At 72.4% G+C, this 17,857-nt stretch carries 17 protein-coding genes; 11 read left to right on the top strand and 6 right to left on the bottom strand.

What is annotated here, in order from left to right; genetic code table 11:
- The first annotated feature begins 639 nt into the window (after positions 1-639).
- Genes IW248_RS08825 through IW248_RS08775 form a run of 11 tightly spaced genes read left to right on the top strand, consistent with a single transcriptional unit; the run spans position 640 to position 11,669 of the window.
- Complete coding sequence (locus tag IW248_RS08825; RefSeq protein ID WP_196926536.1) at positions 640-777, top strand: hypothetical protein; 138 nt, start codon at positions 640-642, stop codon at positions 775-777.
- A complete protein-coding gene (locus IW248_RS08820; RefSeq protein ID WP_196926535.1) occupies positions 777-1,679 on the top strand; it encodes a CIS tube protein in 903 nt (300 codons plus the stop codon). The genes IW248_RS08825 and IW248_RS08820 overlap by 1 nt, the downstream gene beginning before the upstream one ends.
- Entirely contained in the window at positions 1,676-3,268 is a 1,593-nt protein-coding gene (locus tag IW248_RS08815) for a contractile injection system protein, VgrG/Pvc8 family (RefSeq protein WP_196926534.1), read from the top strand. The genes IW248_RS08820 and IW248_RS08815 overlap by 4 nt, the downstream gene beginning before the upstream one ends.
- Positions 3,268-3,606 carry a hypothetical protein gene (locus tag IW248_RS08810; protein ID WP_196926533.1) on the top strand — a complete coding sequence of 113 codons (339 nt, stop codon included), beginning with the start codon at positions 3,268-3,270 and terminating at the stop codon, positions 3,604-3,606. Before IW248_RS08815 ends, IW248_RS08810 begins: the two co-directional genes overlap by 1 nt.
- A complete protein-coding gene (locus tag IW248_RS08805; protein WP_124823053.1) occupies positions 3,603-4,037 on the top strand; it encodes a GPW/gp25 family protein in 435 nt (144 codons plus the stop codon). The genes IW248_RS08810 and IW248_RS08805 overlap by 4 nt, the downstream gene beginning before the upstream one ends.
- A complete protein-coding gene (locus IW248_RS08800; protein ID WP_196926532.1) occupies positions 4,034-6,721 on the top strand; it encodes a putative baseplate assembly protein in 2,688 nt (895 codons plus the stop codon). The genes IW248_RS08805 and IW248_RS08800 overlap by 4 nt, the downstream gene beginning before the upstream one ends.
- The gene (locus IW248_RS08795; protein WP_196926531.1) at positions 6,702-7,217 is read left to right on the top strand and encodes a phage tail protein; all 516 of its coding nucleotides are present in this window, start codon (positions 6,702-6,704) and stop codon (positions 7,215-7,217) included. The genes IW248_RS08800 and IW248_RS08795 overlap by 20 nt, the downstream gene beginning before the upstream one ends.
- Positions 7,214-8,143 carry a carbohydrate-binding protein gene (locus IW248_RS08790; RefSeq protein WP_196926530.1) on the top strand — a complete coding sequence of 310 codons (930 nt, stop codon included), beginning with the start codon at positions 7,214-7,216 and terminating at the stop codon, positions 8,141-8,143. The genes IW248_RS08795 and IW248_RS08790 overlap by 4 nt, the downstream gene beginning before the upstream one ends.
- The gene (locus IW248_RS08785) at positions 8,140-8,601 is read left to right on the top strand and encodes a hypothetical protein (protein WP_196926529.1); all 462 of its coding nucleotides are present in this window, start codon (positions 8,140-8,142) and stop codon (positions 8,599-8,601) included. Before IW248_RS08790 ends, IW248_RS08785 begins: the two co-directional genes overlap by 4 nt.
- Before the next feature lie 30 nt (positions 8,602-8,631).
- The gene (locus IW248_RS08780; RefSeq protein ID WP_196926528.1) at positions 8,632-9,387 is read left to right on the top strand and encodes a hypothetical protein; all 756 of its coding nucleotides are present in this window, start codon (positions 8,632-8,634) and stop codon (positions 9,385-9,387) included.
- A gap of 50 nt (positions 9,388-9,437) precedes the next feature.
- Complete coding sequence (locus IW248_RS08775) at positions 9,438-11,669, top strand: hypothetical protein (protein ID WP_196926527.1); 2,232 nt, start codon at positions 9,438-9,440, stop codon at positions 11,667-11,669.
- Positions 11,670-11,751: 82 nt separating this feature from the next.
- Here the strand turns inward: IW248_RS08775 and IW248_RS08770 are convergent, their stop codons facing one another.
- Genes IW248_RS08770 through IW248_RS08745 form a run of 6 tightly spaced genes read right to left on the bottom strand, consistent with a single transcriptional unit; the run spans position 11,752 to position 17,709 of the window.
- Positions 11,752-12,654, bottom strand: a complete 903-nt coding sequence (locus IW248_RS08770) for a DUF6807 domain-containing protein (protein ID WP_307787864.1) — start codon at positions 12,652-12,654, stop codon at positions 11,752-11,754.
- Positions 12,651-13,310 (bottom strand): hypothetical protein, encoded by a 660-nt coding sequence (locus IW248_RS08765; protein WP_196926526.1) that lies wholly within the window; start codon positions 13,308-13,310, stop codon positions 12,651-12,653. Before IW248_RS08765 ends, IW248_RS08770 begins: the two co-directional genes overlap by 4 nt.
- Complete coding sequence (locus IW248_RS08760) at positions 13,294-14,193, bottom strand: carbohydrate ABC transporter permease (protein WP_231396237.1); 900 nt, start codon at positions 14,191-14,193, stop codon at positions 13,294-13,296. The genes IW248_RS08765 and IW248_RS08760 overlap by 17 nt, the downstream gene beginning before the upstream one ends.
- Entirely contained in the window at positions 14,193-15,176 is a 984-nt protein-coding gene (locus IW248_RS08755) for a carbohydrate ABC transporter permease (protein ID WP_196926524.1), read from the bottom strand. The genes IW248_RS08760 and IW248_RS08755 overlap by 1 nt, the downstream gene beginning before the upstream one ends.
- Positions 15,177-15,212: 36 nt before the next feature.
- Positions 15,213-16,559 carry an ABC transporter substrate-binding protein gene (locus tag IW248_RS08750; protein ID WP_196926522.1) on the bottom strand — a complete coding sequence of 449 codons (1,347 nt, stop codon included), beginning with the start codon at positions 16,557-16,559 and terminating at the stop codon, positions 15,213-15,215.
- Between the two features lie 19 nt (positions 16,560-16,578).
- Complete coding sequence (locus tag IW248_RS08745; protein WP_124822892.1) at positions 16,579-17,709, bottom strand: LacI family DNA-binding transcriptional regulator; 1,131 nt, start codon at positions 17,707-17,709, stop codon at positions 16,579-16,581.
- Positions 17,710-17,857: the final 148 nt, after the last annotated feature.

The following is a 17,857-nucleotide window of genomic DNA, read 5'->3' as shown; positions in this document are numbered from 1 at the left end:
GAGCACGTGTCGAGCGCGGCCGACTCGTCCGGCAGCCAGGGGGTCAGCGGTGTCGGGCCACGGGGCAGCAGTGACACCTCCGACGTCGCGATGACCGCCGAGGCGCCCCTCACTACTGGTGGGGACCGACGTCCGTCGGGCGTGCTGTCGGACGGTTGGCGTCTGCGCCCGCCATCCCGACGGCTCACGGCGACCGGACCGGCGCGGGACGACGCCACAGCCGCTGACCCGAGAGAACTACCCCGAATCGACGAGCAAACCTCCCCAGCGAACCCTCCGACCCACACCGCCCCTGCCGAGATCTTGGAAGATTCCGGCCCTCCCAGGGGCCCTTACCTTCCAAGGTCCACAACTGGCTCCGCCGATCTCGGCGGGGCGAGGCCGGATCGAGCGGCGGCTCGGTACGGGTGGTCGGCTGTCGGCGAGGCAGACACGGGCTGGGGGTCGACCGAGGGCGAAGTGGTGGCCGACGGCCGGTGGCCGGCCCTTCCGGACGATCGGTCGTGGTCGGGGCAGCGGGTTGGCGAGCGAGGTGGACAGGGCACCGGAAACCGGACCGGTCAGACCGCGAGGGCCGGAGGTGTCGCCGGGATCGACTCGGCGCAGCGCGATCCAGGCGTCGGGCGAGGGTCGGAGAGCATGGTGTTCCGGGCCGACGCGACGGCGCTGGATCCCTGGCCGGCGCTGCCCGACGACACGGCCCTGTGGTCGGTCGCCGCCGCGGCGCTGGACACCGCCGAGCTGAACCGGCTCGATCGGGAACAGGCGGGCGACTGATGGAACGTGTCGCCTTCCTCATCGACTCCTCCGGCGAGCGGGTGGACTGCCTGCTCAACCCGGAGACCGTGCAGGTGACCCGGCTCGCCGGCGTACGCCAGCGGGGTGCCGGCGGCGGGCAGCTCACCGGGTCCGGTCTGGCCGACGACCCGCTGGTCTTCACCGGCGGCGGCCGTACCGAGTTGGTGCTGGACCTGCTCTTCGACGTCGACTTCGTGGAGGCGCAACTCCGTCCGGCCGACGTGCGGGTGCTGACCCGTCCGCTGTGGATGCTGGCGGAGAACTCCACCGCCGAGCACGGTTGGCTGCGACCGCCGCTGGTCCGGTTGGTCTGGGGCAAGACCTGGAACGTGCCCGGTGTGATCATCGCGGTGGCGGAGCGCTTCGACGCGTTCACCGGCACCGGGTCGCCGCGACGGTCCTGGCTGCGGCTGAAACTGGTCCGCGCCGCCGAGACGGCCGACCAGGCCGAGGCCGGCTTCGCCGAGGAGTTGGCCGCCGCGAGCACCCCGACCGCCGCGCCGGGCAGCGCGGTGATCGCCGCCGGTGACGGCGCGGCCGAGCCGGGTCGCTCCGGTGTGCGTTTCGACCTGCTGGCCAACGACGCGCTGGGCTCGCCGCTGCGCTGGCGGCTGCTGGCCGAACACAACCGGATCACCGATCCCCTCGCCGTGCCGGCCGGCACCACCCTCGCCGTCCCACCGACCGTCGGTACCGGAGTCGGGTCGACCGTCGGCGGTGCGGCGAGCGGGCTGGCTCGGGCGGTGGCCGGGGCGGTGGGCGCGGTGGGCGCGGGAGCGTCGTACGTGGGCGGCTCGATCGCCGGAGCGCCGTGGAACGCGGCCACCGGCACGACCGGCGCGGGTCCGGGCGGGTCCGGCAACCCCGGGGGTACGCCGTGACCAGCATCGCGCCCCGGGCGTTGCTCGTCCTGCTCGACGGCGCCGAGTTGGTCGGCGCGGCCCGTCAGCGGGTCCGCTCGCTGCGGGTGGCGGCTCGCCTCGACCAGCCCACCCAGGCCGAGCTGGTGCTCGCCACCACCGCCGGGACCGGCGCGTTCGACCCGGCGGTACGCCCCGGCACGACGCTCGACGTCCGGCTCACCGACCACGCGGAGGCCCTGTTCACCGGTGAGGTCACCTGTGTGGAGGTGGAGTACGCCGCCGACGGGGCCGCGGTCCTGCGGTTGCGGGCGTACGACACGTTGCACCGGCTGCGCAAGCGGCAGGGGTTGCGGGTCTTCACCTCGGTGACAGCCGTCGAGCTGGCCCGGGAGCTGTGCGGCGCGGTGGGGTTGGCGGTGACGGCCGAGGTCGACGGCCCTCGGTTGGAGCGGCTGCTCCAGCACCGGCACAGTGACCTGGAGTTGCTGCGTGAGGTGGCCGGCCGGGCCGGGCTGCACCTGGCCGCCGACGGTGACGGGGTCCGGCTTGTCACGCTCGCCGGTTACGGGGAGCCGATCGCGTTGACGCTCGGCGCGGGGGTGCACACCCTGCGGCTGTCCACCAACACCGACCAGGCCAGTGGTGCCAGCGCGGCCCTGGGCTGGCACCCGCAGCGGGCCGAGGTGATCAGCCAGCACGTCGACGAGGCGCGTTGCGGCCGGCCCGCCGACGACCGCCCGGACCCGGCCGACGTGGGCGCCGACGGCGTTCGCACCGCCGTGGACCAGCCCGGCCGCAGCGACGACGAGTTGGCGGCGCTGGCCCAGGCCCGTCTGGACACCCGCGCGGCGGCGCTGGTCACGGCCGAGGGGGTGGCCGAGGGCGATCCGGCGCTGCGGCCGGGGCGCCGCGTCGACGTCGGCGGTGTGCCCGACCCGGTCGCCGGGACGTACGTGCTGACCGAGGTGGTGCACACAGTGGACGGAAACGGGCACCTGACCCGCTTCTCCACGGTGCCGCCGGCCACCCCGGCGACCCCGACCGGCGGCGCGGTGGTCACCCTCGGCACCGTCACCGACGTCGCCGACCCGGACGGGCTGGGCCGGGTCCGGTTGACCCTGCCGGCGTACGGGGACCTGGACGCCGGCTGGCTCGCCGTGCTCTGCCCCGGTGCCGGTCCGGGCAAGGGTCTGGTGGCGCTCCCCGATCCGGACGACACAGTGCTGGTGGTGCTGCCCGGCGGCGAGCCGGCCTCGGGCATCGTGCTCGGTTCGCTGTTCGGCGCCGTCGAGCCGTACGACGCGGGCATCGACGACGGAAAGGCCCGCCGCTGGACGATGCGCACCGCCGGCGGGCAGTCGATAGTCGTCGACGACGTGCGGCGCAGCCTGCGGCTGGCCACCGACGGCGGCAGCTTCCTGGAGTTGACCCCCGACCTGGCCACCCTGCACGCGGCGTCCGACCTGGTGATCTCCGCACCCGGCCGGGCCATGGTGGTGCGCGCCCGCAGCGTGGACTTCCTGCACGCCGACTCGACCGAGGACCCGACCACCGCGGCGGAGCAGGCCCGTTCGCTCGCCCGCGCCCACCACCAAGGAGGCGGCTGATGCGCTGGATCCACAGTGACTCCGTGATCACCTGTGATCACGACGGCCGGGTCGAGAACCGACCCTCGCGGCAGTGGGTGACCGTGACCGGCGTGCCCGTGCTCGTCAACGACGACCCGGAGGGACGCAAGATCATCGCTTGCCCGAACTACGGCCCGACCATCAAGCCGTGTACGAAGACACTGACCGTCCGGGTCGGTTACAGCGACTGGGTGCGCGTCGACGGACACCGGGTGGTGCTGTCGCACCTGGAGGGGTTCACCAACGGCACACCGCCGGGGCTGGTCAAGCACACGGTGCGCGACCCCGCTCAGGAGTTCCTGGGGGCGGACCGATGAGGGCCTTCCGCTTCGTCGGCGCCGGCTTCGACGCCGGCCGTACCGGCGGGTTGGCGCTCACCGCGGCCGGCGGCCTGGCGATGACCGAGGGCGACGAGAGCGTACGGCAGGCGCTGTTCCTACTCCTGTCGACGACGCCGGGCGAGCGGTTGATGCGACCCGGGTACGGCTCCCGGCTGCATCGGTTGGTCTTCGCGCCCAACGACGACACCACTGCCGGTCTGGCCATCCACTACGTCCGGCAGGCCATCGCCCGGTGGGAGCCCCGGGTCGAGGTGATCGACGTGGACGCCGGGCCGGACCCGGACGACGCGTGGCGGCTGGTGATCCGGTTGGACTACCGGGTGCGGGCCAGCCTGACACCCGGGCAACTGGTCTTCTCCGTGGACCTGCTCCCGGCCGACGAGCCCGCCCAGGGAGGCCCCTCATGACGCTGCCCGTGCCGCACCTGGACGATCGCGGCTTCCTCGACCTGGTCACCGAGGCCCGGGAACGGATCCGGCAGTCCTGTCCGGCGTGGACCGACCTGTCGGCGCACGACCCCGGCATGGCTTTGGTGGAGACGTTCGCGCACCTCACCGAGGTGATGATCTACCGGTTGAACCAGTTGCCGGAGAAAGCGTACGTCTCGTTCCTGAACCTGCTCGGGGTCACCCGGCACGCCCCGACGGCGGCCTGGGCGGACGTCCGGTTCACCCGTACCGGCACCGACCGCGCCGCGGTCCGGATCCCGGCCGGGCTGCGGGTCGCGGCGGCCCGGGGCGCGGACCCCCGGCCGGTCGTGTTCGTCACCACCGAGCCGACGCTGCTGCCCGCCGACGAGACGTCGGTGACGGTACGGATGCACCAGTGCGAACCGGTCGAGGCGGAGCTGCTCGGCGTCGGCACCGGCCAGCCGGGGCAGGTGCTGCGCGCGGCGCACGCTCCGCTGACGCACACCGCCGAGGCGCTGGACCTGCTGCTCGGGGTGGAGGTGCCGGCCGGCACTGTCGAGCTGGGCGCGGCGGCCCGCGAGCACGACGGTCGCACGTTCGAGATCTGGCAGCCGGTGGACAGCTTCGCCGGGCTCGGCCCGCAGGCCAAGGCGTACCTGGTCGACCGTTGCTCGGGCACTGTCACCTTCGCCCCCGCTCTCGACCTGCGACCCCCCGCCGGGGCGACCCCGCCCGGTGAGGTCACGGCCGACCCGGCGGGCGCCGCGCCACCGGTGACCACCGCGGCTGCGCCGCTCGCGACCATCGCGGCGGTGCCGCCGGCCGGGCGGCAGATCCGGCTCTGGTACCGCGCCGGTGGCGGGCCCACCGGCAACGTGGCGGCGGGCACGCTGACCAGCCTGCGCGACCCACTGCCCGGGGTACGCGTCGACAACCCCGCCCCGGCGGCCGGCGGCCGCGAGATCGAGGCGCTGGAGTCGGTGCTGCTGCGCGGCCCGTACGAGTTCTTCGCCCAGCAACGAGCGGTCACCGCCCGCGACTTCGAGGTCCTCGCTACCAGCTCCGGTGCGGTGGCGCGGGCCCGGGCGTTCACCCGCGCGGCGGTGTACAGCTTCGCCCGGCCGGGCGAGGTCGAGGTGGTGCTGGTGCCGTACGTGCCGGAGGCGGCCCGTCCGGGCGGTCGGCTGCCGGTGGCGGTGCTGCGCGAGCACGAGGTGCCCGAGGCGCGCCACCGGGTCGAGGCGGACCTGGAGGAACGCCGGATGCTCGGCATCCGCTCCCGAGCCACCTGGGCCCGCTTCAAGGCGGTGTCGGTACGCGCGCGGGTGGTGGTCCGCCGCGAGGAGGACGTGGACGCGGTCCGTCGCCGCATCCACGACCGGCTGCACCAGACGTTGAGCCCGCTGCCCACCGCGCTCAACCCGACCGGCTGGCCGTTCGGCGAACCACTGCGGGCGTCCAACGTCTACCGGCTGCTGGAGCACGCCGAACCGGGGGTGCGCTACGTCGAGTCGGTGCGTTTCGTGGTCGACGAGGCGCCCGACGCGAACGTCCGCGCCCTCGCCGTGGACCAGTACCAGCCGCGCACCTGGTACGCCGGACGCGGCCCGGTGCTGTTCCGCTCCAGCAACGGCGGCGCGGGTTGGGAACCGGCCGGTCGCTTCGACGGCGAGACGGTGCTGCGGGCGGCGCCCGCCCCCGCGCCGGTACGGCCGGGCATCGTCGCGCGTCCCGGCTCGGTGGCCGTGGTGACGCTTCGCGAATCGGGTGGCTCCCGGGTGCACCTGAGCACCGACCTGGGCGAGACGTGGTCACTGCTCACCGACCTGGACTCACGGATCTCCGACGTGGCCTGGTTGGACCGCGACGGCGCGGGCGCGCTGCTGGTGGCCACCGACACCGGCCTGTACGAGGTGTCACTGCTGCCCGGGGCGGTGCCGTTGCAGATCCTTGTCGACCCGTCCGACGCCGACCGGGGCTTCTACGCGGTCCGCACGTTCGTCTCCGAGCGGGGCGCGCCGGGCGTCGCGGTGGCCGCGCAGGCCAGCTTCGGGGTGTACCTGTCGACAAGCGGCGGCCGGCCCGGCAGCTTCACCCACGTCGGTCTGGCCAACGTGGACAACCGGGTCCTCGCCGTGCAGTACGACGGTCCGGCCACCCTGCTGTGGAGTGGCGCGGGCGAACCGGACCCGAAGAAGCCCGGCCAGGGCTGCCACCGCACCCGGCTGTTCGAGTCCGACGTGAAGTGGCAGTCGATGCAGGCCGGGTGGATCGGCGGCACCTGCCGGGACCTCGCGTTCGCCGGTCAGCAGGCGGTGGCGGCCACGCAGAGCGGCGGGGTGCTGCGGTTGGACACCCTGGCCGCCCAGCCGCAGTGGCAGGCGGTGTCGGTCAACTGCGGGTTGCCGTTGCGGGACCGGACCCGGTTCGTGCCGGTCGACGCCATCGCGGTGAGCGGCCCGACAGCCGGCAGCACGGCAACCGGCGGCACCGTCGCGGCGGAGCGGCTGATCCTGGCCAGCGGCGAGCGCGGCGTGCACCGCAGCGCCGACGCCGTCACGTGGACGCCCAGCGCCAACCAGGCCACCGCCGACGTGGTGACCGTCCCGGATACCTGGCTGCTCTGCTCCGGCGAGCACGACATCGAGGTGGTGCGCCAGGATGCGACGCTCGGCGATTGAACGGCTGCTGCCCGCCGCCTACCAGCGGGCCTGCGTGCCGGGCAGCGTGCTCTGGGCGCTGCTGGACGTGATGGAGGGCCTGCACGCCCCGGACGAGGCGGTCCTCGCCGAGGTGGACGCGCTGTTCGACCCGTACCGGGCGCCGGACGGGCTGGTCGTGCGGTTGACCCGCTGGGTGGCGATGGACCACGTGGTCGCCTCCTCCCGGCCGGACACCCCGCTGCCGCTGCCGGTGGGTCGGCTGCGCGACCTGGTGGCCAACGCCGCCCTGCTGGCCCGCTGGCGCGGCACCCCGTACGGGATTCGTCGGGCCCTGGAGCTGGCCACCGGGACGTCGGGCTTCGCCATCGACGAACCCCCCGAGCGGCCCTTTCACGTCGTGGTGCGGGTGCCGGTCGCCGCCGCCGGCCAGCTCGCCGTGATCACCCGCATCGTCGAGGCGGAGAAACCCGCCTCGGCCACCGTCGAGATCGTCCTGGAAGAGGAGTCGTCATGACCACCGAGTGGGCGGTCGTCGCCGCCGCCGAGCAGTTCACAGTCGACCCGCGCAACAGCGGCGAGCTGACCTTCACCGTCTCCAACCCGGGCAACGCGCCGGACACTGTGGTGTTCGACGTGGCGCCCGGTGACGGCTCCCAGCGGGCGTGGTTCACCGTCGCCGAGCCCCAACGGGTGGTACCCGGCCAGGGCTCGGTGTCGTTCCTGGTCAAGCTCGCCGTGCCGGCCGGCACCCCGCCCCGGCGCTACGACATGACCGGGTTCGCGTACTCGGCGAACACCGCTCCGGAGGAGAGTTCCCGCTCCAGCGGCCGGGTCACGTACGAGGTGCGGGCGGTCGCGCCGCCACGGCGTACCCCGTGGTTGTGGATCGCCGCCGCGGCGGCGTTGGTGCTGGTGGTGGTCGCCGTGGGTGTGGTGTTGCTGACCCGCGACGGCGAGCCGGCCCCCGGCGAGCCGCGGGTGGTCACCGTCGAGGCGGAGAGCCTGGTGGACGCCGCGGTGATCAAGTCGCCGCAGAACAGCAAAGCGGCCGTGGGCGCGCAGCCCAACTGCTGCGGGGTGACCTGGTCCGGGGACAAGCAACTCTTCTTCACGGGGTTGGCGATCGGCGATCAGGTCACCGTGACGGTGCAGATCCCGGCCGACGGCACCTGGCGGTTCGCCACGACTCGCACCACGGCCCCCGACTACGCCAACACCGTCTTCGCCGTCGACGGCAACCAGGTCGGGGGCACGTTCCTCGGCTTCACGCCGACGGTGCGGAAGACGGAGTTCCTGGACGTCGGCTCGGTCCAGCTCGCCAGGGGCCCGCACCAGGTCACGCTGCTGGTGGTCGGCAAGACGCAGGGCACGAACCGCTACTTCGCGGGCGTCGACGAGATCCGGTTCACCGAGATCGTGGCGCAGGCCGTGGCGCGATGAGTGGTCGGCAGAAGGCGCTGCTGGGGCTCTTCGCCGTCCTGCTGGTGGCGCTGTTCGTGGTCGCGGTCGGCGCGGGCCGCGACGACCGGGGTGATCCGGGGGGCCGGCACGGGCTGGTCGACCGGTTGGGCGCGCTGGGCGGCGAGCGTTCCGCTGTGGATCCGGCCACGGTCAGCGCCGACTGCGCCGACGGGGCGGGCCGGCTGGAGTTCACCGGCAGCTGCGCGGTGCGGGTCGCGGACCCCGGCGGGCTGCGCACCCTGGTGCTGCGCAGCGCGGCGCGGTTCACGGTCGTCGCCCCGGCGCGCGGCGACGCCGACCTCACCATCCGCGACGAGGTCGAGCCGGCGGCGGACGGCACCGGCGCGGTGGCGAAGATCGCCGTCGACCAGGCCACCGACGTGGGCCTGGTCTGCCCCGGCCTGGGCGCCTGCACGGTCGTCGTGGCCACGTCCTGACCCGATCTGGATCGAGAGGAAGGTGCCGCCGTGGGTGACCTGCGCAAGCCGTTCCTGCTGCTGGCCATGCTCGCCATCGTCCTGGCGATCGGGGTGGAGTTGGGTTCCGGGCTGCTGCTCGGCGGCGCCGACGCCGGTGCGGCCCTCGCGGACAGCGCCGGCGCGTTGGACGTGGAGATCGACGACGTGTCCGGAGTCAGCGAACCGTCCGGCCGGGGCACCGGCTACCTGGCGTTGATCGACGCGGTGGCGGTCTGGAGCACCGGGCTGTTCTGCCTGGGCCTGCTGCTGCCCGAGCGGGTTCAGGGTCGGGTGCAGGGCGTCGCCAGCCTGATCTTCTCGATCATCCTGATCATCGTCGGGCTGGTCGCGCTTGTCGTCGCGTTCGTGGAGCTGTCCATCATGGTGTCGTTGTTCCTCGCCGTCCCGTTCGGCACCCTGGCGTACCTGGCGCTGTGGGGGTTCTTCCCGGTCGGCGAGGCGGCGGTGCTGCTCGGGCTGGTGTTGCTGCTCAAGCTGGTGTGGGCCGCGATGCTGGTGCTGGCCCAGCCGCGCTTCCTGCAGAACAAGGGCCTCGTCCTGCTGATCCTCACCACCCTGCTGTGCACTGTCGTGCTGGAGTTCCTGCACAACCTGGTGCCGGTGATCCTGGTCAGCATCGTCGACGACGTGGCGGCGCTCGTCTTCGCGATCATCGCGATCATCTGGGGGCTGGTGCTGTTGATCGGTTCCATCCCGGCGATCGTCAAGGCCATCCGGGTGACCGCCTCCCTGCCGGCCCGTTGACCTTTGCGGTATCGGCAGTGCGCCGATGGATCGTCTGTGATCCTGACGACGTGAACGGGACGCCGGTAGGCGATGCGGTGGAGTTGCGCGTGCACGGCGTGTCCGGGGTGACCGCGGAGCGGATCCTGGACCACCCGGTCGTGACCCGGGTCGCCGGAGACGCGCATGCGGGGTTCTTCCGGCCCAGACCCGGCAGCGGCGACGCCGGCGGGGCCACCCCGGGGGTGGTCGTCGAGGCGTACCGCTGGGGTTCTCTGACCGCCGGCGCGGCCGTCCGGACGGCGTCGATGTTGCTGCTGCTCCCTTTCATGCTGGGCAACCTGGCCATCTGGCTGCGACCCCCGGGGCGCGACCGGTGGCAGTTGCTCGGGGTGCTCTGCCGGCTGCTGGCCGGCACCCTCACCGTCACCTTCGTGTTGGCGGCCGTGGGGGTCACGCTGGATCTGGTCGGCTGGCAGTGCGTGCCCTACCCCGGGTGCCGGGCCAGCCGCCCGTACCTGGCGTGGCTCCACGCCGTCCCGTCCGGCCCACGGTTGGCCCTGCTGTCGGTCGTCCCGCTGCTCGCGCTACGGGTCGTCTGGTGGATCGGCGTCCGGTCCGCGCGGGCGTTCGAGGGCTTCGGCTCGTCGTCCGCGCAACCGCCCGCCACCGACCCTGGCGACCGGCTCGGCGACGCCGGTTTCTGGGACGACGAACGGACGATCGGTTGGCTGCGCCAGGTCCACGTGGCGCTCGGCGCCGCAACCCTGGACGTCAGCCTGCTCGCCGGCATCTCGCGGGGAGCCACCCCCGGGCACCTCGTGCAGTTCGTGGCGGCCGTCGGGCTGCTGGTGATCTGCGTGGTCCTGCTCAGCCTGCCCGTGCCCGCCAGCGCGGCCCGGACCCGGCGGTTCCTGCGGGCGCTCTGGTGGACCACCGTCGCGGTGAGCGTGCTCTGCCTCGGCTCGGCCGCCCTCGCCGGCTCGAAGCCGTCCGGTTCCGGCAAACTGCCCGGGTACGAGGGTGCCGCCGCCGGGGTGGTCGCCGCGCAGGGCGTCCTGCTCGTCCTGCTCGCCGTCGTCACGTACACCCGCCACCGGGCCGTCCGGTCCGAGGGCCGCCCGTTCCTGCGGGGGCTCGGCACCCCGATCGTGGCGGCCGCGGCGGTGAGCGTCGGCGCGGCCTTCACGGCCACCCTGGTCTACCGGACCGCCGACGCCCTCGACCACGGCCACATCCCCGACCCGATCCGACCTGACCCGTCGAGCCTGGGCCCGCTGGAACCGCCTGTCGCCTACTGGTGGGCAGCGCTCGCCGGGCTCGCCGCGCTGCTGATCGGCGCGGCGGCCACCTCGGCGACGCTCCTGCTGAGCAGGCGGCGACGTCGCCGGCTGGCGGAGCGCATTGTCGAGCGGGACTACCCGACGGTGACGGCGGAGAGTGCGTACCGGCTGTGCCAGGTCCGGGAGACGATCGCCCGGTCCCGGGTCACCGAGGAGTTGGGACCGGTACTGATCGCGTTCCTGGTGATCGCGTCCCTCGGGCTGGCCACCGTCGCCCTGGACGTGATCGGAATCGGTCCCACCCAACTGGCGGCCCGGCTCAGCGGGCAGAGTGGTGTGCTGGCCGTGCTCGCCGCGTACGTCACCGACGCCGGTGTCTGGGTGATCAGCCTGCTGGTGATCTGCCTAGCGATCCTCGGCTTCCGCTCGTACCGGTCACCGCAGACCCGCCGGGTGGTGGCCATCCTGTGGGACCTGGGCACCTTCTGGCCCCGCACGGTCCACCCGTTCGCGCCGCCCTGCTACGCCGCCCGCTCCGTTCCGGAGCTGGCGAAACGGGTCACCGGGCTCGCCGCGCACGGGCCGGTGGTCCTCTCCGGGCACAGTCACGGCTCGGTCCTCGCCGCCGCCACCATCCTGCAACTGCCGCCGTCCGTTCTGTCCAGAGTCTCGCTGCTCACCTACGGCTCGCCGCTGCGCCGCACCTACGCCCGGCTCTACCCGGCCTACCTGGGACCGCAGGCGCTCTGTGGTCTGGGCGACCGGATCGGGTGGCGGTGGCGGAACCTGTGGCGTGACACCGACCCGGTCGGCGGGCCGATCTTCCCGCCGGCCGTGGGCGCCGCGTCGCCCTGCGCCGCCGCAGAGGCCGCCGAGGTCGACATCCGGCTCCGCGATCCCCGCAGCCTCACCGTCGACCCCCTGGACACCGTGCCACCCCCGGTCGAACGGCACTGGCCATACCACACCCAGGCCGCCTACCAACTGGCCGTCCGCGAGCTGACCGACAGTTCCCGCTGACCCGACCGCGCGCGGGCCACCACAGCGTTGATCATGAAGTTATTGCCACGACACGCGGCTGAGACTGGCAACAACTTCATGATCAACGCGTGTCGAGGGCGAGGGTCGCTGCGGTGGCGCGGTTCAGGGCTCCGTCGGCGACCACCACACTGTGCCGGCCTCGGCGCTTGGTGTCGGCGGGGATCGTCACCGGCCGCTCGAACGCGAACGCCACCCCCACGCCGGGATACATCGAGGTCCGCGTGAACCATCGGTCGCCGGCCCCGAGGCCACTGAAGACCAGTGTGTACGGCCGAGCGTCCGGCCCGGTGCCACGTAGCGCGACCCAGGGCTCGGTGGAGCCGTTGACCGCCTCCTCCCCCGTCGCCGAGGCGCTGAACACCGACGCCGGTTCGACCGAGACCGCCCGCCAGAAGAACCCGCCGTAACCGGCGCCACCCGGACGGCCGTTGGTGGCCGGGCTGCCCAGCCGCACGTCCTGCCCAGCCGGGGCACTCAGCGTGTAGTCCATCTCCAGCCGCCACGCCGACGGTCCCACCGTGCGCAGGGCAACGGCGGCCAACTGGCGCTGCTCGGTCAACAGCACCCGACCGTTCCGGTCGCGCCACTGGAGGTCGTGCGCGTACCGGTCCGGGCTCCGCTCGACCTCGCCGGTGTGGGCGATGACCCCGTGGTCGTCGCGCCAGGTGTAGCCGACGTCGCGGACGTACGTGCGCCCGCCCCAGAGGTTGCTGCCGTTGACGTCCTGCACCGCGAGGGAGGCGCCGAGGTGCCACACGTGGTCGGCGGGCAGCGCGTCGGTCACCACAGTGCCGCCGAGGGTACGCACCGGGTGCAGGTACGGCCGGGGCCCGTGCCGCGCGTCCAGGGTCGGGTCGAGCACGTACCGGGCCACCTCGGTCCCGCCGAGCACGAGCCGGACCGGCGCCTCGCTCAGGGTGGCCGGGCCGGGCTCGGCGGCCCGACCCGGACGATCGGACTTCACGGCAGCTCCGGGCTCGGTGTGGCCCCCGTCGCCAACGACGGGCGGCCGGCGACGGCGTGCAGGGCGGCCACTGTGTAACCGGCGAGGATCGGCACCGCGACCGGGGTGACCAGGACGGCGAGCAGCCCGGCCAGCGCCACGACCCCGGTCAGCGCGGCCCAGCGGGTGGGCACGTCGAGGCAGGCGCGGGCGGCGGACCGGGCCGAGGCCCGCCACCGCCCGCCCCCGTTGCCGCCCACCTCGACGACGACCAGCCCGGCGTACCCGGCCAGAGAGGCCGCGATCAGCACCGTCACCAGCAGCGCCGCCGGGCCGCCCGGCACCCGGCCGGTGGCCAGCGCCGCCAGGTCGGCGGCGAGCAACGCGGCGCCGACGAGCGCGAGCAGGCTGACCGGCGCACCGGGCAGCACCGAGCGGCCGAACCGGCGCACTGTCGTGCGCGCCGACGGCCAACTGCCGGTACGCGTCCAGTCGTGCACCGCCGCGCTGGCCGTACCTGCCGCCGCGGCGGCGGTGAGCAGGGGCACCGCCGCGAGGGTCAGCAGGATGCCGAGAAGCGCGAGGTCGGCGGCGTCGCGGGCGACGTCGCGCCAATCCCGCCGCCCGCCGGCCTCCGGAGGTTCGGCCCCTGATGTCGGTTCAGCCCTTGATGCCACTGGTGTTGATCCCCTCGACGAGCATCCGCTGGAACGCGACGAAGAACAGGAAGACCGGCAGCAGCGACAGCACCGACATGGCGAACATCGGACCGACCGCGCTCTGGCTGGTCGAGTCGATGAACAGGGTCAGCGCGACCGGGACGGTGTAGTCCTCCAGTTGGGACAGGAAGACCAGCTGGCGGAAGAAGTCGTTCCAGGTCCAGATGAACGAGAAGATCGCCGTGGTGACCAGCGCCGGACGGCTCAGCGGCAGGATGATGTGCCGGAAGATGCCGAACGGGCCGGCGCCGTCGATGCGGGCCGCCTCGTCCAGCTCACGGGGGACGCCGCGCATGAACTGGACCATGAGGAAGACGAAGAACGCCTCGGTGGCCAGGAACTGCGGGATGAGCAGCGGCAGGTAGGGCCATTCGCCGCCGACCAGCCCGAGTGTGCGGAACAGGATGTACTGCGGAACGATCAGCACGTGCTGGGGCAGCAGCAGCGTGCCGATCATGACGGCGAACCACATGCCGCGCAGCCGGAACCGCAACCGGGCGAAGGCGTACGCGGCCAGCAGGCAGGAGAGCCCGTTACCGACGACGGTGAACAGGCTGACCATCGTGCTGTTGAGGAAGAACCGGCCGAAGCTGACGTCGAAGTTGGACCACCCGGCGGTGTAGTTGCCCGGGCTGAACCGCTCGGGCAGCAGCCCGACGTTGTTGACGATCTCCTCCTGGGACTTCAGCGAGGTGCCCACCATCCAGATCAGCGGGTAGAGCACCACGGCGACGATCGCCACCAGGATCAGCAGTCGCAGCACGGGCCGCCCGCCCTGTCGTCGGCGCGGGCTCGGCGGCGCTGTGGTCGGCGCGACGGTCGTCGGGGTCACCGTCACCATCACCGGTCCTCCCCGTCGGAGTAGTGCACCCAGAACCGTCCGGTGCTGAAGAAGATCGCGGTGATGACCGCGATGGCGAGCAGGAACACCCAGGCCATCGCCGAGGCGTAGCCCATGTTGAGCTCGGTGAAGCCGGTGATGTAGAGGTTCAGCGTGTACATCAGGGTGGAGTCGACCGGGCCGCCGGTGCCGTTGCTGAGCACGAACGCGGCGGTGAAGCCCTGGAAGCCGTTGATGGTCTCCAGCACCAGGTTGAAGAAGATGACCGGGGATAGCATCGGCAGGGTGACGTTGCGGAACTGGCGGAACCGGCCGGCCCCGTCGACCGACGCGGCCTCGTACAGCTCGGTGGGCACCTGCTTGAGCCCGGCCAGGAAGATCACCATCGGTGCGCCGAACTGCCAGATGGCCAGCACCATGAGGGTTTCGAGGGCCCAGTCGGGGTCGTTGACCCACGGTTTGCCGGTGATGCCGAAGAGGCTCAGCAGCGAGTTGAACGCGCCGTCGCGGTTGAACATGTTGACCCAGACGATGGCCAGCGCGACGCTACCGCCGAGCAGGGACGGCAGGTAGAACAGCCCGCGGAACAGCCCGACGCCGCGCCAGGCACGGTTGAGCAGCAGCGCCACGCCGAGCGCCGCGGCCAGCTTCAGCGGTACGGCGATCACCGCGAAGGTCACTGTCACCCGCACCGCGTGCCAGTACGACGGGTCGGCGGTGAACATCCGCTCGTAGTTGGCCAGCCCCACCCACTCCACCTCGGAGAAGGGGGTGAGGATGTCGTAGTTGGTGAAGCTCAGGTAGAGCGACAGCAGCATCGGGATTGCCGTGACGCCCATCAGGCCGATGAGCCACGGCGACAGGAAGACGTACCCCGCCAGACCTTCGCTGTGCCGGAGGCGTCCGGGCCCACGCCTGTCGGCGTGGGTCCGGGCGGATCCGGGGCCGCGTCGGGTCGGGTCGGGCGCCGTGGTCAACGCCACGAACAGCTCCTCTCTTCGACACAGACCTTGACGGCGTCAGGCGATGGCGGACTTGCACGCCTCGACGAACTGGGCGGCGGCCTCGGCGGGGGTGGCCCGGCCGTACTGCGCGTTCTCGGCGGCCTTGATCAGCTCGGACTTCACCTTGCTGTGCCCCTTGATCGGCACCTGGGGCGACTCGCCGAACTTCTGGGTCAGCTCCGCCTCGACGGCGATGGACTGCTTCATGGCCGGGTCGGTGGTGTCGTCGCTGACCACCCGGCGCAGGTCCAGGTTGGACGGCAGGCCGCGGTCGGTGCCGAGCAGCTTGACCGCCTCCAGGTCGTTGTTCAGGAAATTGATCACGTCGATCGCGACGTCCTTGTTCTTGCTGCCCTTGAACACCGACCAGTACATCGAGGCCCGGGCCCACTGCGCGCTGGGGTCACCGGGGTAGGCGATCACGCCCAGCTCGTCCTTGGTGTTCTTCTTCAGGTCCGGCATCTGGTTGGCCCAGACCCACGAGGTCGCCGACTTGCCGGTGACCACCAGCTGCTTGGTGACGTCGCTGGAGTTGCCCTCGTGGATGACGTCCGCGGTCGGGGTGGCCTTGCGGTCCCGGGCGCCCTTCCACAGCTCGAACCACTTCGTCACGTCCTCGGCGGTGAAGCCCAACTCCTTGCCCTTGTAGAGGTCCTTGCCCTGTTGGCGCAGCCAGACCCAGAGCGCCTTGTAGTCGGCGCTCGGGTCCTGGGTGCCGGGCACCTTGGTCGTGGCGGTGACCTGCTCGGCCCAGGCGATGTGCTGCTCCCAGCTCATCCCGGTGGTCGGCTCGGGCAGGTTGTGCTTGGTCAGCAGCGTCTTGTTGTAGACCAGACCCTGGGTGTTCTCCCCGGCGGCCAGGCCGGCGAGCTTGCCGTCGACGACGCCGTACTGCCAGAGGCTCTTGGGGAACTTGGAGGTGTCCAGCTTTCCGGACTCCTGGTAGGAGGTCAGGTCGAGCGTGGTGTTGCGGGCCGCGTACTCGGCGAGGTAGTTGTCGTCGATCTGGAACAGGTCCGGCGGGTTGCCGCCGGCGGTGAGCGTCGCCAGCTTGTCGAAGTAGCCCTGGTTGGCCTGCCAGGTCGTTTCGAAGGTCACGTTCGGGTGCTTCTTGGTGTAGAGGGCCAGCGCGTCCTCGGTCAGCTTGGCCCGGGCGTCGCCGCCCCACCAGAAGATGGAGAGCTTGACCGGCGCGTTCGGATCGGCGGCTCCGCCGTCGTCTCCGCAGGCGGCGGCGCCGAACATCAGCGGTGCGGCGACCGTCACGGCGAGCAGGCCACGGAGCAGGTGCCGCCGAGGCAGCGGGGTACGGTGGGCGCGCCCGACGGGCGCGTCAGTGGTGGGGGGCGTTGCGGGGTGCATGTGCGCTCACTCCTCGGCATTAGGAGGCGACGGCGTCACCGGTGGCCGCAGTCGGGATGCCCGGGCCCGCAGGGCAATGCGGGCCCGGGCCACGCGGTGCGGCCAGGGGACGTGCCGGTCGGGCGTACGGGCCCGGGCCGGTCGAGTCGCGGATGACCAGGTCGGTCTGGAGCATTACCTGTGCGGTGGTACGACGGACGCCGAGCGCCGTGCCGGCACCGGACCCCCGCGCGTTGCGCGGTGACTCGATGTCCTGTTGCAGCAGCATGTCGACGGCCGTCCGGCCGGCGGCCCCGGTGGGTGTGGCCACCGTCGTCAGTTTGGGTCGGGTCAGCCGGCTCAGGGTGATGTCGTCGACTCCGACGACGCTCACTTCCTGCGGCACCCGGACCCCGAGCGCGTCCAGCCCTTCGATCAGGCCGATCGCCATCAGGTCGTTGTAGGCGAGCACTGCCGACACGCCGCTGCGTCGCACCTGCTCGGCAACGGCGGAGCCGCCGACCTCGGTGGGCGCGTTGGGGCCGAGCACTGTCAGCTCCGCGCCGCCGGCTCGGGCAGCCGCGCCGGCGGCACGGCGCATCTCCCGGTTGGTCCACGAGCTGCGCGGGCCACCGAGCAGCGCGATGCTGCGGTGCCCCAGGCCGACCAGGTGCTCGATCGCCGAGCGGGCGCCCTGCCCGACGTCCATCAGCACGCAGGGCAGGCCGGTCACCTGGCGGTTCACCACCACCAGCGGCACCTCGCGGCTGAGCTGCTCGATCAGGCTGTTGCTCATCCGAGGGCTGCACAACAGCACCCCGTCCACCTGCTTGGCCAGCGCGTGGACCAGTTCTTCCTCGGCGGTCGGGTCCTCGTTGGTGTCGGCCACGAAGACGTGGTAGTCGCGGTGCCGGGCCTGACTTTCCGCCGCCTTGATCAGCGGCGGGAAGAACGGGTTCGCGATGTCCGCGATGATCAGCCCGATGTTGTGCGTCCGCCCGGTGATCAGGGCCCGGGCGGCGCGGTTCGGCCGGTACCCCAGATCCTCCGCGCACGCCAGCACCCGGACCCGGGTCTCCGGGTTGACCAGGTGCGGTGCGGAGAAGGTGCGGGACACGGTGGAGATGTGCACACCGGACGCCCGGGCGACGTCCCGGATGGTGACTGGCACGGCGGCCCCTTCGTCCGATGTGGTGGCGGTCACGTGGGTGTGGCCCATTAATGCAAACGGTTGCGCCAGTGTCAACGGTCAATGGTTACGGCTTCGTTGCACCCACACTCCCCTTGGTGATCTGCGGCCCCCCAAACGCTGACATATA

The organism is Micromonospora ureilytica (genome assembly GCF_015751765.1).
Lineage (GTDB): Bacteria > Actinomycetota > Actinomycetes > Mycobacteriales > Micromonosporaceae > Micromonospora > Micromonospora ureilytica.
Note: the sequence above shows the minus strand (reverse complement) of the source record. Positions and strands in the feature narration are given on the sequence as shown.